Here is a 19,618-nt window from a genome sequence, read left to right on the forward strand (position 1 = left end):
CCCATTGTCAGTTCACAATCCTTTCATCTTCATATTTTTTTATGAATGCTTCCTGTTGAAGAGTTACAGATATTTCGTCCCATCCGTTGAGAAGCATCTTTTTCCAGTACGGATCAAATTCAAAGCGGAATACCTCTCCCGTTTCGTTTTCTACCTGTTGTTGCTCAAGGTCTACTCTCAACGTTCGTACAAGGTTTCCATCTCTTTCGCTCTGTAAGTTTCGAATCTCTGCTTTCGAGAGTCGAATCGGTAAGATACCATTTTTCACACAATTGTTAAAGAAGATATCAGCAAAGCTTTCAGCGATAATCACTTGAAATCCATAATCTTTTAAGGCCCAAGGTGCATGTTCTCTAGAGGAACCACAACCAAAATTTTTACCGGTAACTAATATGGATGCTTCTTTTGTTTCGGGTGAGTTAAGTTCAAAGTCTTCGTTTTCTTGTCCATTAGAATGATATCTCCAATCAAAGAACAAAAACTCTCCATAACCTGCTTTATCAATTTTTTTCAAAAATTGCTTTGGAATGATCTGATCTGTATCCACATGATCTCTGTCTAATACTGCAGCACTGCCTAGATGCGTTTTAAACCCCGGCATATCGATCTACCTCCTGTTCTTTTTTAGGAAGTATGGAACGAACATCGGTGAATTTCCCATTTAAAGCTGCAGCTGCAGCCATGATTGGACTGACAAGGTGTGTCCTCGCACCCTTTCCTTGCCTCCCAGCAAAATTACGATTTGAGGTAGATGCACATCTTTCTCCTTCTGGAACAACGTCATCATTCATACCTAAACACATCGAACATCCCGACTCACGCCATTCGAATCCAGCATCTATAAAAATCTGATGAAGCCCAAGATTCTCCGCTTCTTTTTTTACTGCTTGTGATCCAGGAACTACGATCGCCCGGACTTCTGGGTGTACATTCCTACCTTCAACAACTTTAGAAGCTTGAAGTAGGTCACTAAGTCTTGAATTTGTACAAGATCCAATAAACACGTGTTGCACAGGTATATGCTCTATTTTTTCATTTCCTTTGAAGCCCATGTAATGGAGTGCATTTCGTAACGATTGCTTCTCTTCTATAGAAGAAGAATTTTCCTCTACAGGAATCACTCCGCTGATCGGCAAGCACATCGATGGAGTCGTTCCCCAAGTGACCATTGGTTCGATCTCTGAAGCATCAATCTCAATCGTTTGATCAAATCTAGCATTCTCATCACTTGCAAGCTGTCTCCATCTTTTACAACTTTCAAGAAAGTCTTGACTCTTTGGAGCATAGCGCTTACCTGAAATATATGAAAAGGTAACTTCATCAGGAGAAACGATCGATGCTTTTGCTCCAGCTTCAATAGACATATTACAAAGAGTCATTCGTTCTTCCATCGAAAATTTCCTAACGGTGCTACCAGAAAACTCAATGATATAACCTGTACCGACATTCGTTCCATATTTCGCGATGAACCATAAGATGACGTCTTTGGCTGTAACACCAAAACCTAACTCTCCTTCAATCTTAACGTTCATCTGTTTTGGTTTGTTCTGCCACAACGTTTGTGTAGCAAGAACATGTTCAACTTCGCTCGTGCCAATTCCGAAAGAGAGCGCTCCGAATGCACCGTGTGTTGATGTATGACTATCTCCACATACAATTGTTTTCCCAGGCAGCGTCAGACCCAGCTCTGGCCCTATAACATGAACAATACCTTGTAGTTCAGAGTTCAATCCCTCGAGTTGAATACCGAATTCCGCACAGTTTTTTTCAAGAGTTTGCACTTGCAAGCGTGATGTTTCGTCTTTTATATTGAATCGATCGACCGTCGGGATATTATGATCCATCGTCGCAAAGCAAAGCTCCGGCTTTCTGACAGTTCTATTTTTTTCTCTTAAACCCGCAAATGCCTGAGGTGATGTCACTTCATGAATGAGGTGCAGATCAATGTAGAGCAGGTCTGGTTTATTTTCCTCTTCTACGACAATATGGCTCTCCCAAAGTTTATCTATTATTGTTTTACTCACAGAAATCTACCTCCCTACACATAAACCTCTAGAAGAGTTGCACTCGTTGAATCTTCCAACATTCTAAAATGTATTTGATTGACCATTTCTTTTGTCGTTACTAGCGTTCCGCTTTCTCCAAAGATATCTTGTGTTCGATACCCTGCCTGCAGCGTTTCGAAGACAGCAAGTTCAACAGCCTCCGCTTCTTTCTCAAGTTGGAACGAATGACGAAGCATCATCGCAACACTAAGGATCATACCGATCGGATTTGCTTTCCCGCTTCCTGCGATATCAGGTGCTGATCCATGTATAGGCTCATATAGTCCAGGACCGTTCTCACTAAGAGAAGCAGAAGACATCATTCCTAACGAACCTGTAAGAACAGAGGCTTCATCAGACAGAATATCCCCGAACATATTTTCAGTAACGACCACATCAAAGCTCGTAGGATTACTAATCATCCGCATGGCAGCATAATCTACCAGCAAGTGTTCTGTTTCGATGTTTGGATACTTTTTAGCTACATCCTCCACGACTTCTCTCCACAACTTGCTCGTTTCAAGAACGTTCGCTTTATCAACAGATGTTACTTTTCTTCTGCGAGAAGAAGCTAACTCATAAGCCTTTTCAACGATTCTCGTTATTTCCTCTCGCGTATAGGACAATGTATCTACCGCACATTTCTCATTCCGTTCTTTCGGCTCTGAAAAATAAATCCCACCGGTCAGTTCGCGAACAAATACAAAGTCAGCACCTTTTACCTTATTCGATTTAAGAGGTGATAGATGTTCAAGACCAGGATAAACGTGAACAGGTCTTACGTTTGCATACACGTTCATCGCTTTTCGTAAAGCGAGTAACCCTTGTTCTGGCCGAACACTCCCTTGATCCCATTTTGGACCACCAACCGCTCCGAGCAGAACAGCATCGCTGTCATGGCAAGCTTTTAGTGTGGTATCAGGGAGAGGATTACCTTCCTGGTCAATAGCAGCACCTCCAAATACTTGTTCAATCGTCTCAAATTCATGACCAAACCGCGTCGCTACACCATCTAAAACTTGCAAAGCACCCTTGATCACTTCCGGACCGATCCCGTCTCCTGGCAAAACTGCTATTCTCTTTTTCATCTAACATCCCTCCTAAATTTAGATACTCATCGCTTCATAACTTTTCTTTTCATCTTGAAGCTGAAGCTTATTATAGGCGTGAACATAAGCTTTAGCTGAAGCTTCTAAAACATCTTGCGCCGTTCCGCTTCCGTTTATCTCATGACCATCACTGACGATCTGAACAAATACTTGAGCAAGAGCGTCACGCCCTGCTCCTACTGATTGAATTCTATAATCATTCAGCTTGATTGAAGAAGGAAGCATTTTTCCAAGTGTATTGTAGATCGCTTCGACACTACCTGAACCTGTTGCAGCATCTTGAATCAGTTTTCCGTCTGGAGTCAACAGTCTTAACGTTGCAGTAGGAATCTGATTCGTACCATAGTTTACTTGAATATCTTTTAATTGATATAACGGCACTTCAGGTTGTATTTTATGATCGATGAGTAGAGCGAAAATATCTTCTTCTGTCATCTCTTTTTTCTTGTCAGCAAGTTGTTTAAAATCTTCAAATAGAACCTTAACCTTGTTCTCATCTGGATGAAAACCTAATTTATGCAAATAATCTTTAAACGCGTGACGCCCTGAGTGTTTTCCGAGTACGAGTTGATTGGAAGGAACACCAACAAGCTCAGGTGTGATGATCTCATATGTTGATTTTTCTTTTAACACACCATCTTGATGGATTCCTGACTCGTGAGCAAAAGCATTCTTTCCAACTACAGCCTTATTCGGTGGGACAGCAATTCCCGTCAGCCTGCTTACAAGCTGACTCGTACGGCTGATCTCATTTAACTTAAGGTCAGTTCTTGCCTGATAAAAGTCTTCACGGATCGCTAATGCTACTGCAATCTCTTCTAATGAAGCGTTTCCTGCTCTTTCACCAATCCCATTAATCGTGCATTCCACTTGATTCGCACCATACTCGATCGCCGATAAAGAATTGGCAACAGCCATTCCTAAATCATCGTGGCAGTGAGCAGATAAAATAGCTTTCTCTATGTTCGGAACATTATTTAATAGATAACGAAAGATCTTTCCGTATTCCTCCGGATTCGTAAATCCTACTGTATCCGGTATGTTAATCACCGTTGCACCAGCATCGATCACTTTCTCAACAATACGCGATAAAAATACAAGATCTGACCGACATGCATCTTCTGCTGACCATTGCACGACAGGGAACTTTTGCCGTGCATATTTGACTGCACCAACCGCCGTCTCAACGACTTGGTCAGGTGTTTTCTTTAACTTGTATGTCATATGAATGGGCGATGTTGCCAGAAAAACGTGCAACCTTGGTTCAGCTGAATCTTTTAGAGCTTCCCATGCATAATCAATATCTGAGGTGTTCGATCTTGCCAAAGCAGTAACCGTTGAATTCTTTACAATAGAAGCTACTTTTTTTACGGCATCTAGATCGCCTTTGGATGCAGCAGGAAAGCCTGCTTCCATAACATCCACACCTAGCAGTTCTAGTCTTTTGGCGATCTCAATTTTTTCAGCCGTGTTTAGATTGACCCCTGCTGTTTGTTCTCCATCACGCAAAGTCGTGTCAAAGATCTCAATTTTTCGCACTAGCAACGGCCTCCTTTTTTTGTTTTGATTTTACGAACGGCATCATTGCTCGAAGTTCCCTCCCTACTTTTTCAATAGGATGGTTCTTCTCTTGATTGTTCACAACATGGAACACAGGTCGATTCGCTTGATTCTCTAAGATCCAACCCTTAGCAAACTCTCCGGATTGAACATCTTTCAGAACGGATTTCATTGATTCTTTTACTCTTTCATCAATGACACGTGGTCCTGATTGAAAATCTCCCCACTGAGCAGTATCTGAGATTGAATATCTCATCCCCTCTAGACCACCTTCGTACATGAGGTCAACGATCAACTTCAATTCGTGTAAGCATTCAAAATAGGCAACCTCTGGCTGATATCCAGCTTCTGTTAGTGTTTCAAATCCTGCTTTGACCAGTGAAGATAACCCACCACACAACACGGCCTGTTCACCAAAAAGGTCTGTTTCCGTTTCTTCTTGGAATGTCGTTTCGAGCACTCCAGCTCTAGCAGAACCAATTCCTTTAGAATAACTAAGTGCAGTTTCACGGGCAGTGCCTGTAGCATCTTGATATACCGCGAAAAGCGCTGGAACTCCTTCACCTGATTCAAATGTACGTCTAACAAGATGACCAGGACCTTTAGGAGCAACTAAAAATACATCCACATCTTGAGGTGGTACCACTTGGTGATAGTGAACGTTGAACCCGTGAGCAAAAACGAGTGCATTGCCCGGAGACAGTTCAGGTAAAATTTCATTTTTGTAAACTTCAGGTTGCCTTTCATCTGGTAATAGAACCATTACGACTTCCGCTAGCCTAGCCGCTTCCCGAACAGGATATACCTCAAATCCATCTTTAACTGCTTCGTCAAATGAACGACCCTCCCGCACACCAACTACAACATCATAGCCGCTATCCTTTAGGTTCAATGCATGAGCATGCCCTTGAGAACCATAACCTACTACCGCTACCTTCTTATTCTTTAATACATCGTTAGAAAGATCGTTTTCGTAATATACTTTTGCCATTATCATCATTCTCCTTTACATAATAGAATAGGGGTGAAGCTCAAGTACTTTCTTTTGTGTTCCGCGAGGTATAGCTGTAACACCGGTCCTTGAAATCTCTTTGATTCCATATGGACGCAGCAGTTCGATCAACGCATCTATCTTTTCTCCATCCCCCGTAACTTCAAGCGTTACGTTTTCGAGTGATACATCAAGGACGGTTGCTCGAAACGGCTCGATCAGCATTTTGATCTCGCTGCGCGTATCAGGTGTTGTTAGAACTTTGATGAGCGCAAGTTCTCTAGAAACGAGCGCCATGTTTGTCAGATCACGAACTTTTAGAATATTAATCTGCTTATGAAGCTGTTTAACAAGTTGTTCAGCTTTACGATCATCTTCTACCCAAACCGTTAATGTTACTTTTGAAACGGCTGGATCTTCTGTATGTCCAACCGTAATGTTCTCTATGTTGAACTGGCGTTTTGTCAGCAATCCGGTCAAACGATTCAATACACCACTTTCGTTTAGAACCGTTGCTGAAATGATACGTCTCATCCTCTCACTCCAATCATTTCATGTAGTCCTTTTCCTGGAGCGATCATCGGATATACATTCTCATCAGCAGTAACAACACAATCGAGAACAAATGGTTTTTTGGACGCAAGAGCGAACGTCAAAGCTTCTCTTACATCCTTTTCTGTTTCAGCACGTTTGCCATCAATTCCGTAAGCAGATGCTAGCTTGATAAAGTCAGGTTGAATATCAAGCAAAGAGTGAGAGAATCTTTTTTCATAAAAAATTTCTTGCCACTGTCTTACCATTCCGAGAGATTTATTGTTCACAATAACTACGATGACAGGAAGTTCCCAATCTTGAAGAACTCCAAGTTCTTGAAGCGTCATCTGAAAACCACCATCTCCAACAACTGCTATTACCGGGAGCTCCGGCTTTCCAACTTTTGCTCCAATCGCTGCAGGAAATCCGAATCCCATCGTTCCAAGTCCTCCAGACGTTATCCATCTGTTCGATTCTAAAAATGTATAATATTGAGCTGCCCACATCTGGTGCTGTCCTACATCAGTAGCTACGATGGCTTCTCCTTTCGTAACTTCATGAAGAACCTGCATTAACTTTTGTGGTTTCAATTCTGATTCATCTGTCTTATACGTAAGAGGAAATTCAGTCTTGTGCTTCGTGAGTTGAATTACCCACTCGTTATAATCTCCTTTATCGACTCTCGTCTGGTTTAATGCTGAAAGTGTTTCTTTCGCACACCCCACAATGGGAATTTCAGTTGGAACATTTTTTCCGATTTCAGCTGGATCAATATCGATATGAGCAACCACTGCTTTTTTAGCAAAATGATCCAAGTTTCCAGTTAACCTGTCATCAAACCTAGCCCCAACACCAATTAATAGATCGCAGTCATAAAGTGCCATGTTGCTCGCGTATGTTCCATGCATTCCTGCCATCCCTAAGCAAAGCGGGTGTTCAGCTGGAAATCCACCTAGGCCTAAAAGGGTCTGAGCAACCGGTATCTGGTGATATTCCGCGAACGCGACCAACTCTTTTTCAGCACCTGCTGCCAGTACCCCCGCACCTGTTAAGAGGACAGGTCTTTTCGCTTGCAACAAGGCTTCATTCAATCTTTTCACTTGAAGAATATTGGGTTTTAATGTTGGTTGGTAACCCGGAAGATGAATACCAGCAACCTCTTTAACTTCAGCTGTTTTAACCGCAACATCTTTCGGTACATCGATTAAAACAGGTCCTTTTCTTCCAGTGTTGGCTATATGAAAAGCCTCTTTCATAATTCTCGGTAGATCTTCTGCCCGCTGAACTTGATAGTTATGTTTTGTGATCGGCATTGTGATCCCGACGATGTCCGCTTCTTGAAAAGCATCCGTACCGATCACAGTCGTCGCTACCTGCCCCGTGAAGATAACAAGAGGAATAGAATCGATCATCGCATCCGCTATACCTGTAACAAGGTTTGTAGCACCTGGCCCTGATGTTGCTAACACAACGCCTGGCTTCCCCGTTACTCTTGCATAGCCTTGCGCGGCATGAATAGCTCCTTGTTCATGCCTCGTTAGAACATGTTTCATCTCTGATTTGTAGAGGGCATCATAGATTGGAAGTACAGCACCTCCGGGATAACCAAACAGAACTTCAACTTTCTCATCCTGCAACCCTTGAATAAATAGTTCAGCACCAGAGACTAATGAAGTTTCGACTGATTTTTTTTCAGCCACCCAACTGGCCTTCATTTTCATTCCTCCTTTAACTTCGAACCTTTACTTGGTAAAAGATGTTTCGGGAATCAGTTGTTGCTCTTGGAAAATAACCAAAAGGGCAACAACGTCTAAAAAAAAAAATAAAAAAACTTCTCCACCCAAATGGACAGGTTAATCCTATCCAAAGGGGTGAAAAAGTTTTCTTTTCCACGGTACCACCCTTATTCACAGTTCATGCTCACATACGCAAGAACTGCCTCAAGACGAAATAATCGTCATTTGATAACAAGCGATAAATAATGGTCTTATCGCTTGGCCCTTCCTACTAAAAAACGTTCAAAAGGACACTCAGGAGGGATGTCCTGGTATTAGGGATAACCGGTTCACAGCAACCACCGGTTCTCTGAGTACCCCACATCTACCATTGTTCTCCGTCATCGTTTTATTGTTTTAAATTTTTAAGATTCCTCCAGTATTAGCTGATGTTACGAGCGCCGCATAGCGTGCGAGGTAGCCTTTTTTGATCTTCGGCTCTGGTTTCACCCAACCTTCTTTTCGTTCTTTTAAGTCTTCTTCCGTTAATAAAACGTGAATCGTTCTATTTACTAGATCAATTAAGATTGGATCACCATTATTCACGAACGCGATAGGTCCGCCTTGTGCCGCTTCTGGCGAGATGTGACCGATAGAGATTCCCCGAGACGCTCCAGAAAATCTGCCATCCGTGATCAGTGCTACTTTCGTACTCAATCCCCTTCCAGCAATAGCTGATGTGGGAGAGAGCATCTCCGGCATACCTGGTCCACCCTTCGGTCCTTCGTATCGAATGACAACGACATGCCCTTCTCTTACTTCACCATTATTAATGCCTTCGATCGCTTCTTCTTGGGATTCATAGACGATCGCCTCGCCTTGAAATGTTTTTATTGAAGGATCAACAGCTCCCACTTTGATCACACAACCATCTGGTGCAATATTTCCATAAAGTATAGATAAACCGCCTACTGGCGAATAAGCATTATCTTTCTTACGAATAACATCATCATCCATAATTTCCGCATGCCGGACTCGGTGCTCTAACGTTTCTCCACTTATCGTTAACCGATCGTTATGGATGGCACCTTCCATTCTACAGAGTTCATTGATGATCGCACTGACACCGCCTGCTCTGTGAACATCTTGCATGGAATAATCCGATGCAGGACTGATCTTTGATAAATATGGAATTCGCTCTGCGATCTCGTTGATTGATGATAAGTCATAATCAATCTCAGCTTCATTTGCGATAGCAAGCATATGAAGAACGGTATTCGTTGAGCCACCCATCGCCATGTCTAATGCAAATGCGTCATCAATTGCTTCTTTCGTTATAATATCTCTTGGTTTTATATTGTTTTTCACAAGATCCATAAGTGACGTTGCAGCCTCTTTGATCAGTTCTCTTCTTTCGTCTGAGGTAGCTACGATCGTTCCGTTACCCGGCAGTGTAATACCTAGCATCTCCATAATGGAATTCATGCTGTTGGCTGTAAACATACCTGAGCATGATCCACAAGTCGGGCAAGCACTCGTTTCGAGTTCTAAAAGTTCTTCTCTCGTCATCTTTCCAGCTAAATGAGAACCTACTCCTTCAAATACCGAGGCAAGGGATAGGGATTTTCCTGCCATAGACTTTCCGGCTTCCATTGGACCACCTGAAACAAATACTGCCGGAACATTCGTCCTTACAGCTGCCATTAACATACCAGGCGTGATCTTGTCACAGTTAGGTATGTAGAACACACCGTCGAACCAATGGGCGTTGATAACCGTCTCTGCTGCGTCTGCGATGACCTCTCTGCTTGGAAGTGAATACCTCATACCGATATGCCCCATCGCAATTCCATCGTCTACGCCGATCGTATTAAATTCGAACGGAATTCCACCAGCTTCTCTAATGGCTTCTTTTACCCATTCACCTACTTTGTTTAGATGCATATGCCCCGGAATAATATCAACATAGGAATTACAAACACCGATAAAAGGTTTATCCATATCCTCTGGTGCAACTCCCGCTGCGTGGAGAAGACTTCTGTGCGGGGCTCTATCGATTCCTTGCTTGATCATATTACTGCGCATATCTGTAACACTCCTATACTTCTTTTATCCAGCTTGAACAGCTTGGTTCGGATACACCTTAACTCCTTCTTCAACTACTTTTTCTCTGAAGGATTTTAAAAGTTTGTTCGTATGTTCACCTGGTGCTCCGTTTCCGATTACTCTTCCATCAACTTTTACTACCGCAATAACTTCAGCTGCAGTTCCAGTTAGAAATACTTCATCTGCCACATAAACATCATGTCTCGTGAATGGCTCTTCAACCATGTTGTATCCTTGTGCTCGTGCGATCTCAACAATCGCGTTTCGAGTGATTCCTTCTAAAGCTCCTAAGTATCCTGGCGGCGTCTTGATCGTATTTCCTTTGATAATAAACACATTATCAGCAGAACCTTCCGCCACGTACCCTTGATCGTTAAGCATCAATGCTTCACTAACTCCAGCAAGACTAGCCTCGATCTTAACTAAGATATTGTTTAGGTAGTTTAGCGATTTAACTTTAGGACTTAGCACATCCGGACGGTTCCTTCTGCTTGCCACCGTTATGATTTCTAAACCTGTTTCATAAAGTTTTTTAGGAAATAGTGCAAGCTGTTCTGCAATGACAATGACTCCCGGTTGGCCGCATGTAAAAGGGTCCAACCCTAAGTTTCCTTTTCCTCGTGAGATAACTAGTCGAATATAAGCATCACGATATTTGTTTTTCTGGAGCGTTTGAACGATGATGTCTGTTAGTTCTTCTTTAGTGTGTGGAATTGTCAGCATAATGGATTGAGCTGATTCGTATAAACGCTGAAGATGTTCGTCTAGCCGATATACATTTCCGTTATAGACTCGAATACCTTCAAACACCCCATCTCCATATAAAAATCCATGATCGTAAACTGAGACTTTGGCGTCTTCCTTTAATACGTGCTCACCATTAACATAAACCCATTGCTCCTGCATCGTGATCCTCCTTTACGTGTCAATTTGAATTATTTGAATTTTTTAAAAATAATTTAATAATTGTTGACAATATTACGCCCATCTTATTAAAGAATCAACACCGAATTTTCGATATTTCACCGAATTCTGACTTTTCAGTTATTTTGTACACGCTTTCATTCCCATACCCATAAGGTTTTGAAGCTTTAACGCGTTGCATTGTAAACATTTTTAAAGCGCTTTCATCAAAAATAAAAAAACACGCTTGATATCCTTTAATAGAGGACATCAAGCGTGTCGAAAAGTTGTCATTATGTAAGTATTATGGCGTCCCAGGAGAGATTCGAACTCCCGACCGTACGCTTAGAAGGCGTATGCTCTATCCGGCTGAGCTACTGGGACATATGTATTGGAGCCCCTTTCGCATAGTAATGGCGCTTTCCGCAATTACCATGCGCTGCGGGCACACAGTGATTTGTTCCACCCGTCGACTGTGGATACAAATATATTTTTATCATGCATTTTAATTGTAAGATCTGTTAACTTCAGATGTAACTTTTCATGGACCATTTGAACGTGAGAAAAACAAATGGAGCGGGTGATGAGAATCGAACTCACGACCAGAGCTTGGAAGGCTCTTGTTTTACCACTAAACTACACCCGCAGACAATTTAGACCTTGTCGCGACGACATAACTAAATATACATGATATCTAAATTATAGTCAACCCATTTTCTCAACTTTTTTATTTTCTAACTGTTTTTTTTTCAAATGTTCTACTTAACTGATCGATACGTATACCATTGAGTGAATAAAAACTTACCGATATCCTATTATCTTCAATCTCCAACAACGCATATGTCTTTTCAAAAGAACCTCTAGGCAGCCTGATACTCCCAGGATTGATAAAGATCATTCCCTCACGTTCAAAGGCTTCAGCTACGTGTGAATGCCCAAAACAAGCAATTGCTGCACCTGTTTCCTCTGCCCTGTATGCGAGTGAAAGATAAGACATTTTTACATCGTATAAATGACCATGTGTTATATATATACAAGTATCTCCCAACAGCTCAATGGCTTCGTTAGGAAAATCATCGCCTAAATAATCCATATTACCTTTAACCGTTACAAATCCAGACATTTCTTTAGATGATGTCGAAAGCTCTGAATCACCGCAATGGATCATAAGATCTACTTCATTTTGATAGCGGCTCTTTAATGTTTCTAACTCATCTGTTAACCCGTGACTATCACTAACGATTAAGGCTTTTCCCATAAGAGATCCTCCTCATTGATCAGTTTTTTTAGTTTTTCCAAAGCTATTGCTCTATGACTAATTTTATTTTTTTCTTCTTTTGCTAACTCTGCCATCGAACGATTTAATTGAGGAAGAAAGAAAATCGGATCATACCCGAAACCTTCCGTTCCCTTCTTTTCTCTTAAAATCTGACCTTTACACTCCCCTTTTACAACTAGCGTTTCTTTTTGAGGTCTCGCAAAAGCCAAAGCACATACAAACTGAGCGTTTCTATCGTTATCTTCAACATTCTGAAGTTCTTCTAAGACTTTGTTCATGTTCTCTTCATCACTTTTATGTATACCTGCATACCTAGCTGAATAAACGCCAGGTCGTCCTTCTAAAGCATGGATCTCTAATCCTGAGTCATCCGCGATAACAGGAATATTCATCTGTTTAGAGATGGTTTCAGCTTTTAAAATAGCGTTCTCTTCAAAAGTGACTCCAGTTTCTTCAACGTCAGGACTTCCTTCAATATCGTTTAAAGTGAGGATCTCAACCCCAAAACTTCCTAACATCGATTGAAATTCTTTAGCTTTACCTCTATTTTTCGTTGCAACTAAAATTTTCATTAGGTACGCCTCCGTTTTGTAAAAAGTTTTTCTATAGGATTGTGATATTACTGTCATTTGGTGAAGCGTCTTCAACTATAAAATGTACGCCTCCCATTTGGAATGCGAGGGACATAAAGCGGAATCAAATACTTTAAAAGTACAAAGGTTGTCCAAAGCTCTTCTCATTTCGCTTGCAAAAGATTGTTACTTTTGCATGTTCATTCTCATCGTCGACAAAGTTGATTGGAGTGTAAGGTTTGAGACTCCTGCGGGACGAGCGGTCAGGTGAGACCCTTAAAGGCGCAAAGCGGCAAGGGGCTCACCGATCGCCCCGCGGAAAGCGAGACACCTGAAACGGAAATCAACTACTTTCAAAACAACAGAGCAATAAAAAAAGAGACGAATATTCGCCTCTTTACTGTATCACAACCTATTTGATTTTAAAATTCACCTGTATTCACTTCTTTAGGTCTTGAAACCGGGGCTGTAAGTTCTTTACCTTTTTCATTGAATATCTTAGACTTCCCATCAACTTTAATCGCCACTTTCTTCACTTCAGATAGCTCTGTAAGCGAAAGAACAATTGAATTTAACACTTCATCTGCAATCATGCTTTCTTCTTTATTATCCAGCAAAGCTCCATTGAAGTTTAATGTAACAACACCATCTTTGACGACAGGTGTACTTAACAGTTTCACATCTGTTCTAAAGTCTGTTAAAAGGCTGCTTTCTGCAGATGGACCATCAATTAGATGTTCGATCGTTGCTGTTACTTTATCTGTCCCCTCTTTTGCAACTCGACGCGTTACTGGTACATAATACGTTTGATCCTGTGTCTGTGCCAAGAAATAGAGAGTTACAAGTTCACTATTCGTGATATCTGCCACACTGCCATTTTCGAGATTTATCCCGTCAACACGACTCACACCGTCACCAACTGGAGTATTATTAACAGGCATTGAATTTTGGTTCTTTCCTGCGATTTGTATTTTAACTTTTTTTATGTTGTCAAACTGAGTAAGTGTGAATGTAATAGCTTGCAAGATCTTCATTTCATCCGCTGCATTATACTCTGTAAATTCCTTTGAAAAATTTGCCGTAGCTGTCCCCTTTTTGATATTTACCGATAACACTTCTGTATCAGCTGGCAGAACAGCTTGAAAACCGTTAGGAAGCAGATTGCTTACAGGGCCGTCTTTTACAAGATACTGCAATACTTGTTTAGCCGTTTCATCGTTCTTTGGAAGAGCCAGTACCTGTGGGACAACCATCCCGTTGCTGTCGAATAAAAACAGTTGCCGCTTATTCGTTTGCTCTGCACTCGCCGCTTTGTCTTTCTTATCCAGCGACTGACCTTCTTTCACGTAATTCACTTTAGGGGGATCAAGCTCATTTCCTGCTTTCTCTCCCCATAGTCCGCAACCTGATACCAGCAATGAAGCTGATAATATAATAAGCGGTGCTCCTGACTTCATCATTTTGCGCATACTTTCCCTCCTCAAGTGGTTTGTACTATTATGTATACGAGCTCTCCTCTCCCATTAGACCACTTGTACAAAAAATAAAAGAGACTGGCTTTAATTAAAAGAAAAGAGCAGAACCCCAAAAAGGATCCTACTCTTTCAATTCAATATTCTAATTATGAGGTTACCTAATTTTCATGCTCTTTGAAAACTACAACTTCATACATTCTACTTTTTCAATCTTACGGTCTAGCCAATGGTTGGCGATCTGCAGGAAATGATCGCTCTCTGCTGTCGCTAAAAATCGGTGCATCGGTTTAGCATCTTCTGTATTTAAAAGCCCACTATGGTCTAAGATGACAGAAACTTCACGCGCAGTTTCTGCACCTGAACAGATCAACGTGATATGTTCACCCATCACTTGCTGAATGATTGATCTTAACAACGGGTAATGAGTGCATCCCAGAATTAACGTATCGATGGAAAGATCCTTAAGCGGATATAGTGTTTCTGAAACTGCACTTAATGTCTCTTCACCAGATAACTTTCCTTGTTCAACAAGCGGAACGAACAACGGGCATGCTAAACTTTCTACGATTACATCGTTACGAATCTGTGTTAGCGCCTGTTTATAAGCACCACTATTAATCGTTCCGACTGTCCCAATCACACCGACATGATTATTTTTCGTCGCTTTTAAAGCGGAACGAGTACCTGGATGGATAACTCCTAAGACAGGAATGTCTAACTTTCTCTTCGCTTCTTCTAAAACTGCTGCAGTTGCTGTATTACAGGCAATAACAAGCATCTTAATCTCCTGTTCTAAAAGAAAGTCAATCATTTCCCACGTATAAGCCCTAACTTCTTCAAATGGTCTCGGGCCATACGGACACCTTTTCGTATCTCCTAAGTAGATAATCTCTTCTTTTGGTAGCTGTTTCATGATCTCTCTTGCTACCGTTAAACCTCCCACTCCTGAATCAATGACTCCAATGGGTCTATTCAAAAAACATCGCCTCATCTCTATATACATACTGGCGTTAAATCACTGTTTTCTATTCTGCTAATATTTTTATGAAATTGCAAGACAATTCGTTAATGGAATGTTTTAAATCCGAGCAACCTGGAGCGGAAATCAACCACTCCCGTGTCCAACCCTATTAACTCAACATCTATAGAAAAAGACTATGGAAATTTCCCCATAGTCTTTTTTCCACTTTAGAAATTTTCTTCTGCAAACTTCACAACGTCTTCCATTGTTTCCATTTGTAGAATTTCATCCATGTGTGCACTGATCTTTTCTTTAGACAGACCGAGAATCTGACTACGAGCAGGAAGTACAGATGTAGCACTCATTGAGAATTCATCGAGACCAAGGCCAAGAAGAATTGGAATTGCGATCGGATCGCCTGCCATCTCTCCACACATACCAGCCCATTTGCCTTCTTTATGTGCTGCATCGATAACCATTTTTACTAATCTTAAGATTGCTGGATTGTACGGCTGATACAAGTAAGAAACTTGTTCGTTCATACGATCTGCAGCCATCGTATATTGAATCAAATCGTTAGTGCCGATGCTGAAGAAATCAACTTCTTTAGCAAAAGTATCTGCCATTACGGCTGTTGATGGAATTTCCACCATGATACCTACTTCAATGGATTCTGAAACTTCAATTCCCTCAGAAACGAGCTTTTCTTTTTCTTCTAATAAGATTCCTTTAGCAGCACGGAATTCTCCAAGTGTTGCAATCATCGGGAACATGATCTTCAAGTTCCCATATTGGCTAGCGCGAAGAAGTGCTCTAAGTTGCGTACGGAAAATGTCTTGCTCTTCTAAGCAAAGGCGAATCGCTCGGAATCCTAAGAAAGGATTTAACTCTTTCGGAAGATTTAAATAAGGAAGTTCCTTATCTCCACCAATATCGAGTGTACGGATGACTACTGGTTTACCTTCCATCTTTTGAAGCACTTCACTATATGCCTTGAACTGCTCTTCTTCAGTAGGAAGTTGATCACGGCCCATGTAAAGGAACTCTGTACGGTATAAACCAACGCCTTCTGCACCGTTCTCTAGAACACCTTTTACATCAGCTGGTGTTCCAATATTAGCCGCAAGCTCAACTTGAACAGAATCGCTTGAGAATGTTTTTTCATTCACTAGCTTTGCCCATTCCGCTTTTTGCTTTTGATATTGTTTTTGTTTTTCTTCATACGTAGCGATTTCATCTTCAGTAGGATTCACGATTACATGTCCATCCAGACCGTCGATGATTACCATTACGCCGTTCTCAACGTTTTCTGTAATTGTTTTAGTCCCTACTACTGCAGGAATTTCCATTGAACGAGACATGATTGCTGAGTGAGAAGTTCTCCCTCCAATGTCAGTTGCAAAACCTTTAACAAAATTACGGTTTAATTGAGCCGTGTCAGAAGGAGTTAAATCTTCTGCTAAGATGACAACCTCTTCTGTGATACTTGCAGGTGTAGTAAACGTCACATTTAACAAGTGTGCTAAAACTCGTTTTGAAACGTCACGAATATCTGCCGCACGCTCTTTCATGTATTCGTTATCCATGGATTCAAACATATTGATGAACATGGATGAAACATCGTCCATTGCTGCTTCAGCGTTAACTTTTTCATTTTCAATCTTTTGTTTTACAGCATCAACTAGTTCTGGATCGCTCAAAACAAGAAGATGGGCAGCAAAAATCGCTGCCTTATCTTCGCCTAACTCTTTGTTCGCTTTTTCTTTTATAACAGAAAGTTCCTCTTTGGAAACGTTAAGCGCTGCTTCAAAACGATCGATTTCACTCGCTGAATCTGAAATCGATTTTCTTTCGATCGTTAATTCAGGGTTTTGAAGAACAAACGCTTTTGCGATTGCGATGCCGGCTGATGCTGCAATACCTGAAATTTTTTCAGACATTACTCACCAAGCCCTTCCTTTTTCATTACGTTTTCTAGTGCAGCGATTGCTTCATCTGCATCTGAACCTTCTGCTTTGATCACGATTGAAGATCCTTGTTGGATCCCTAGGCTCATTACGCCCATGATTGATTTTAAGTTAACGCTCTTTCCGTTGTAGTCAAGTGTAATATCTGAGCTGAACTGACCTGCTTGGTTAACTAAAGTTGTTGCTGGACGTGCGTGAATTCCTGATTCGCTAGTTACTTTGAATGTTTTTTCTGCCATGATAATTACCCCTTTATTTTTTGAATGTAATAATATTTTCTTCCTCTATAGCCACAGTTCCTGTTTTTTCGACTGAAACTGTTTCATCCGATAGATTCGTGAAAACAATCGGTGTGATTACGGATGGTGCGTTTTCCTTAACAAAGTTCAGGTCAACCTTTAAAATCTTTTGACCGATCTTAACTCTGTCGCCTTCAGAAACAAAGCTCTCAAAACCTTCACCTTTCAGTTTCACTGTATCGATACCAAAGTGGATGAGAATTTCTTTGCCTGAATCTGACTCAATACCGATAGCATGTTTTGTCGGGAAGATATTCATTATCTTACCATTAACAGGTGAAACCACCAAACCTTCTGCTGGTTCGATCGCAAATCCATCACCCATCATTTTACCTGAGAAAACTTGGTCAGGAACTTCAGTGATCGGAAGTATTTTCCCTTTAATCGGAGAAACAAAACGATCATCATCTGTAGAAATCGATGAAGTTGGTGTAGCACCAGGATTGTTTGTTTCAACAACTTTTCCTTGTTCAGGCGTTTTCTCTGAATTCTTCGGTTTAGCTACAGTCTTACCACTGATAATATCTTGAATTTCACTCTTAATCGTATCTGAACGAGTTCCAAAGATCGCTTGAATGTTATTACCCATTTCAAGAACGCCGGAAGCTCCGAGTTTTTTCAATCGATCCTTGTCCACTTCCTTAGGATCATTTACAGAAACTCTTAATCGAGTGATACAAGCGTCAAGGTTAGAGATATTGGACTCTCCGCCTAATCCCTCTAAAATATTCGCTGCTAGTGAATCTTTATTGGACGGTCCAACATTCGTTTCAACTTCGTCATCCACGATTTCTCGTCCTGGTGTCTTAAGGTTCCATTTACGGATCGCAAAACGGAAACCAAAGTAATAGATCACTGCAAATACGAGACCTACAGGAATTACTAGCCACCAGTCTGTACGGTTAGGAAGTACTCCGAACAGTAAGTAGTCGATTACACCACCAGAGAAAGTCATACCTATTTTAACATTTAACAAGTGCATAACCATAAAAGAAAGACCTGCGAAAATAGCATGAATTCCAAATAATACTGGAGCAACAAATAAGAAAGTAAACTCAAGCGGCTCCGTGATTCCTGTTAAGAAAGAAGTCAACGCAGCAGAACCCATGATACCCGCAACTATTTTCTTTTGTTCAGGTCGTGCTTCGTGATACATAGCTAATGCTGCAGCCGGAAGGCCGAACATCATGAACGGGAACTTACCAGTCATAAAAGTACCTGCTGTTAATTCAACGTTATCTTTTAGTTGTGCAAAGAAGATCGCTTGGTCACCACGAACAAGTCCTTCTGCTGCAGATTTATAAGAGCCGAACTCAAACCAGAACGGCGAGTAGAAAATATGATGTAGTCCAAAAGGAATCAATGAACGTTCGATCACACCAAAGATAAATGCTGCGACCGTCAAGTTCGAATTGATCATGCTTTCAGAGAACGTATTAAGTCCATGCTGTACAGGTGGCCAGATGAACGTCATAACAATACCCAGTGCTAAAGCAGAAACTGCAGTAACAATTGGAACGAAACGTTTTCCAGCAAAGAATCCTAAGTATTGAGGAAGTTCGATGTTATAGAACCTCTTATAAAGATAGGAGGCTAAGATACCGACGATGATACCTCCAAACACTCCCGTCTGAAGTGTCGGAATACCCAGTACGTTCGCAAAAGAAGGATCTTTTCCGATCATATCAGGCGTTACACCTTCAATAACGCTCATGGTTACGTTCATGATCAAGTAACCAATAATTGCTGCTAATCCTGCTACACCTTCACCGCCTGCAAGACCGACGGCAACACCAACGGCAAACAGTAAGGATAGATTAGCAAAAACAATGTCTCCCGATTTCTCCATTACGTCTGCAACAAGCTGGAACCATGCTGCATCTAATGCAGGTATTCTTTCAATCAACGCTGGGTTTTTAAACGCATTACCAAAGGCAAGCAATAGACCTGCAGCTGGCAAGATCGCAACCGGCAGCATAAGCGCTTTACCTACGCGTTGAAGAACACCAAATAATTTTTTCCACATAGGAAGTCCTCCTTTTATTATGATAACCCTTCCATTTACTTTCGCATCAAACAAAAAAAGACATAAATAAGAAACA

General features: G+C 41.2%; 16 protein-coding genes, 2 tRNA genes and 1 other annotated feature. All 18 genes read right to left on the bottom strand.

What is annotated here, in order from left to right; genetic code table 11:
* Positions 1–7: 7 nt before the first annotated feature.
* Positions 8–601, bottom strand: a complete 594-nt coding sequence (leuD, locus tag IHV09_RS16325; protein WP_197131404.1) for a 3-isopropylmalate dehydratase small subunit — start codon at positions 599–601, stop codon at positions 8–10.
* Positions 588–2,024, bottom strand: a complete 1,437-nt coding sequence (gene leuC, locus IHV09_RS16330; RefSeq protein WP_197264975.1) for a 3-isopropylmalate dehydratase large subunit — start codon at positions 2,022–2,024, stop codon at positions 588–590. Before leuC ends, leuD begins: the two co-directional genes overlap by 14 nt.
* A gap of 14 nt (positions 2,025–2,038) precedes the next feature.
* Positions 2,039–3,133 (bottom strand): 3-isopropylmalate dehydrogenase, encoded by a 1,095-nt coding sequence (gene leuB, locus IHV09_RS16335; protein ID WP_197264976.1) that lies wholly within the window; start codon positions 3,131–3,133, stop codon positions 2,039–2,041.
* An 18-nt stretch (positions 3,134–3,151) separates the two neighbouring features.
* Positions 3,152–4,693, bottom strand: a complete 1,542-nt coding sequence (locus IHV09_RS16340; RefSeq protein WP_197131413.1) for a 2-isopropylmalate synthase — start codon at positions 4,691–4,693, stop codon at positions 3,152–3,154.
* Entirely contained in the window at positions 4,680–5,705 is a 1,026-nt protein-coding gene (ilvC, locus tag IHV09_RS16345; protein WP_197264977.1) for a ketol-acid reductoisomerase, read from the bottom strand. Before ilvC ends, IHV09_RS16340 begins: the two co-directional genes overlap by 14 nt.
* 15 nt (positions 5,706–5,720) lie before the next feature.
* Positions 5,721–6,239, bottom strand: a complete 519-nt coding sequence (gene ilvN / locus IHV09_RS16350) for an acetolactate synthase small subunit (RefSeq protein ID WP_066396617.1) — start codon at positions 6,237–6,239, stop codon at positions 5,721–5,723.
* Entirely contained in the window at positions 6,236–7,954 is a 1,719-nt protein-coding gene (gene ilvB, locus IHV09_RS16355) for an acetolactate synthase large subunit (RefSeq protein ID WP_197131420.1), read from the bottom strand. Before ilvB ends, ilvN begins: the two co-directional genes overlap by 4 nt.
* A 149-nt stretch (positions 7,955–8,103) precedes the next feature.
* Positions 8,104–8,368, bottom strand: a binding site (T-box leader).
* A gap of 3 nt (positions 8,369–8,371) precedes the next feature.
* Positions 8,372–10,039 (bottom strand): dihydroxy-acid dehydratase, encoded by a 1,668-nt coding sequence (gene ilvD / locus IHV09_RS16360; RefSeq protein ID WP_197264978.1) that lies wholly within the window; start codon positions 10,037–10,039, stop codon positions 8,372–8,374.
* Positions 10,040–10,063: 24 nt separating this feature from the next.
* The gene (gene ilvE / locus IHV09_RS16365) at positions 10,064–10,966 is read right to left on the bottom strand and encodes a branched-chain-amino-acid transaminase (protein ID WP_153237714.1); all 903 of its coding nucleotides are present in this window, start codon (positions 10,964–10,966) and stop codon (positions 10,064–10,066) included.
* Between the two features lie 304 nt (positions 10,967–11,270).
* Positions 11,271–11,347, bottom strand: a tRNA-Arg gene (locus tag IHV09_RS16370).
* A 188-nt stretch (positions 11,348–11,535) separates the two neighbouring features.
* A tRNA-Gly gene (locus IHV09_RS16375) sits at positions 11,536–11,609 on the bottom strand.
* An 81-nt stretch (positions 11,610–11,690) separates the two neighbouring features.
* Positions 11,691–12,221 carry a metallophosphoesterase family protein gene (locus IHV09_RS16380; RefSeq protein ID WP_197189543.1) on the bottom strand — a complete coding sequence of 177 codons (531 nt, stop codon included), beginning with the start codon at positions 12,219–12,221 and terminating at the stop codon, positions 11,691–11,693.
* The gene (locus tag IHV09_RS16385; RefSeq protein ID WP_231618363.1) at positions 12,206–12,814 is read right to left on the bottom strand and encodes an XTP/dITP diphosphatase; all 609 of its coding nucleotides are present in this window, start codon (positions 12,812–12,814) and stop codon (positions 12,206–12,208) included. Before IHV09_RS16385 ends, IHV09_RS16380 begins: the two co-directional genes overlap by 16 nt.
* A 422-nt stretch (positions 12,815–13,236) precedes the next feature.
* A complete protein-coding gene (locus tag IHV09_RS16390) occupies positions 13,237–14,274 on the bottom strand; it encodes a GerMN domain-containing protein (protein ID WP_137790655.1) in 1,038 nt (345 codons plus the stop codon).
* Between the two features lie 196 nt (positions 14,275–14,470).
* A complete protein-coding gene (gene racE, locus IHV09_RS16395; protein ID WP_305069432.1) occupies positions 14,471–15,265 on the bottom strand; it encodes a glutamate racemase in 795 nt (264 codons plus the stop codon).
* A 212-nt stretch (positions 15,266–15,477) separates the two neighbouring features.
* Positions 15,478–17,190, bottom strand: a complete 1,713-nt coding sequence (ptsP, locus tag IHV09_RS16400; RefSeq protein WP_197131435.1) for a phosphoenolpyruvate--protein phosphotransferase — start codon at positions 17,188–17,190, stop codon at positions 15,478–15,480.
* Positions 17,190–17,456, bottom strand: a complete 267-nt coding sequence (locus IHV09_RS16405; RefSeq protein ID WP_066396644.1) for a phosphocarrier protein HPr — start codon at positions 17,454–17,456, stop codon at positions 17,190–17,192. The genes ptsP and IHV09_RS16405 overlap by 1 nt, the downstream gene beginning before the upstream one ends.
* 13 nt (positions 17,457–17,469) lie before the next feature.
* Positions 17,470–19,542, bottom strand: coding sequence for a glucose-specific PTS transporter subunit IIBC (gene ptsG, locus IHV09_RS16410; RefSeq protein ID WP_197131438.1), 2,073 nt, complete (start codon positions 19,540–19,542; stop codon positions 17,470–17,472).
* Positions 19,543–19,618: the final 76 nt, after the last annotated feature.

This window comes from Fictibacillus sp. 23RED33 (genome assembly GCF_015903925.1).
GTDB lineage: Bacteria > Bacillota > Bacilli > Bacillales > Fictibacillaceae > Fictibacillus > Fictibacillus phosphorivorans.